The sequence below is a fragment of the Sulfurimonas sp. genome (assembly GCF_034005705.1).
Classification (GTDB): Bacteria; Campylobacterota; Campylobacteria; order Campylobacterales; family Sulfurimonadaceae; genus Sulfurimonas.
In genome coordinates this window covers 1-2705 of sequence record NZ_JAVEUF010000043.1, presented here as the reverse complement: position 1 = coordinate 2705, position 2705 = coordinate 1, and the positions used below count along the sequence as shown (strand labels likewise).

Annotated in this window: 3 protein-coding genes; all 3 read right to left on the bottom strand. The window is 42.4% G+C overall.

Going from position 1 to position 2705, the window contains the following annotated elements; genetic code table 11:
* A partial coding sequence (locus tag RBR61_RS10210; protein ID WP_320344089.1) for a substrate-binding domain-containing protein occupies positions 1-315 on the bottom strand: 315 nt, incomplete at its 3' end.
* 12 nt (positions 316-327) lie between these two features.
* Positions 328-1797 (bottom strand): OprD family outer membrane porin, encoded by a 1470-nt coding sequence (locus RBR61_RS10205; RefSeq protein WP_320344088.1) that lies wholly within the window; start codon positions 1795-1797, stop codon positions 328-330.
* A 152-nt stretch (positions 1798-1949) separates the two neighbouring features.
* The coding region (locus RBR61_RS10200) for a TOBE domain-containing protein (protein WP_320344086.1) at positions 1950-2705 on the bottom strand (756 nt) is incomplete at its 5' end.

Below are 2705 nucleotides of genomic sequence, written 5' to 3'. Positions count from 1 at the left end.
GAGTGCGACAGCTCCCATAGCATAGACCAACGGTTCTGTTATCGCGTTGCCGTCGCTTACGATTTTTTGAGGATATTTGCTATCGGCTGCTATAAAAACGTCATACTCAAATCCGTTTGTAAACTGTGCATACGCTTTGCCCGTAGCGGAGTAGATCACTACGATCTCATCTTCTGGGTTGTGCTTTTTAAACTCCTCGGTTATCTCCTGCATAGCGAGTTTCGTACTGCTTGCCGCAAATACTTTAATGGTATCTGCAAGCATCACGCCGTTTAATCCAAGGAGCAGTATCAAAGCGGTTGTAAATTTTTTCATATTTTCAACCCCTTAGAACAGATAGTTGATCTCTAAACGTGAATCCAGAGAATCTGCATATAGCTCTTTGGTGTCCGTATAACCGAGTCTAAGGCGCCACTGCAAATCCGACATAGACGGAATATTTTGGATAAAACCTATATAGTAGTAGTTCTCATCAAAGTACCCCTTTGATTCATCGGCATCGGTATGTAGAAACGATAGCTGAGTGACCAGGTCTTCATATGCTCCCGATTGGTTAGAGTTGATCGTCAGCTGGGCGCGGTAACTTTTAGTATTTGCCATCCAGTTGTATCTTGCCATAGAGCGAGTATATCCAGCTGTCGGAAATCCTCTCCAAGGAGTCACAAGGTCGGCTTCATCCAAAACATTGCTATATCCTAGGTTTATGTTGTAGTTTTTATAAATCCCGACAAGGCGCGCCGCTATCATCTGTGAATCCAGTGAGCTTGCATCTTTGTATCCGCTGCTTGCTCCGCTTACTCCTGCAAGGTTGCCGTTGTAGCTTGCTCCGCCTATCTCTCCGGCACCGTTGTCAAACTGTTTTATGTATCTTATGCCGGGAGTTATAACGATCTTCCCTACCTTGGCTCTGTAGTTTGCTTCTGCCATTGCTTGAGAGAGCAGGTCTGGCACTACGTAAAACGACGCATCCAGTTTAAGGTTTTCTATGTATCTGTTGCTGAAATCACCTGTAATAAGCGGAGCGTCGGTCTCTTTTCCAGCTGCTGTAAGGTTTGTGTAAGAGAGCCCTTTGTGCATTGCCGAATCGTCATTGCCGTTCCATGTCGACTTGTTAGCCGTATCTGAGTCGTCGTACATTAAAACAGAGTGCGAAGTTGTATGGTCTCTTAGCTTCTGTTTTGTAAGATATGCGATCTTTAGAGCCGTGTTTGGGATTGTTCTGTTTTTTACGACAACTCCGTCAAACGTGTTTGGGATCATCTTTGTATCGTTTGACTTTGTGTAAAAGGTCTCTACAAGTTGGCGTCCTACACGAATCTCTGTCTCAGGAAGACCTTTATAGCTTAGATATGCCTGACCCAAAACTGCCATTGCTCTTCCGTCGCCTTTGCTATAATCATAGCGGTTTAAAAGGTCTTTGCCTGATTTTAAAGAGCTCACGCTGTCGCTATCCTCGTCAAAAAAAGCTTTTGAGTAGTAAAGGCCTGCAGTCAGGTCTGTATCTAAAAAGGTAGCTGTCTTGTATACCAAAGAACCGCCGATCCCTGTTATGAAATGGGAGTTTTGTGAAGCTGTCTCCTCTTCCCAGTTGTAGAGAAAAGTGTTTGAGCGAAGCCGTCCGTAAAACATACCATCGGTAAACATATCAGATATCGTCTGGACATAGTTTGGAGAGTCATAAACAAGTTGATAATTTTTTTTAAGTATATGTTTATAGTCTCCTTCATCGGCACCTGCTATAGATGATATCAGGAACAACAGAGGTAATACGCTATTTAATTTAATGTTTCTTTTCATTATCTTCCTTTATATATTTTTTTGTTATAATTCTTTTGCTTCTTCGTAAGCACTTGTCTTGCAGTTGCCGCTGCAAGGCTATTTTTCATTATTTATCAACTACGCCTCCTTGCTTTTGATTTGTAAACTTCTGCATTTAAAAAGATCATCTTTTACCATCTGCCCAAAATAATACTTTTTGGTTCGCAAAAAGCACTGACCTGTTTTCCAATTTTAAGATCTAATTTTTTAAGTATCTCTATAGGCAAGGTCGAGCAAACAGTGTTTGAACCGTTTAACTCAATAACGACCTCCGCGCTTAGATTGTCATGCTCAATTCTGATGATCTTTCCTCTAAAGCTGTTCATCTCGCTGCCCTCAGCTAAAGCGCTCTTACAGATTATCAGAGCATTTGCTTTAAAGAGGGCATACAACTCAACTCCTATATCTATCTCAAGAGAATCCAGCGAGTCATTCGTGATGATCGCCGTTATGGTCTCTTTGTTTCCAAGTTCAAGTAATACCTTGCTCTCGACAATCCCTTTTTTAACAGCAGTTACTTTTGTCTTTAACTGGTTTCTGGCACTGATGCGAACATCCAAGCTCTTTAAAATATTGATATGACCGTTTTTTTCACTGACACGTTTTGATAGATTTTCTAAAAATTGCTGATGCTCCTCTTGAAGTATCTTGTAGGTCTCTATAAGCTCTTTTGCGTATTGGCTAAGGCGTGTTCCGCCGCCGCCTTTGCCGCCTTTTGCGCTTATGACAAGCGGGAACTCCGAGAGGTTGTTCATGGCATCTACGGCGTCCCATGCGGCTTTGTAGCTCATCTTCATCGCCTTTGAGGCTTTTGTGATAGAACCCTCCTGTTCTATATGCATCAAAAGCTCCATTCGGCCTTGCCCTAGAAAAGATCGGAAGAGCGT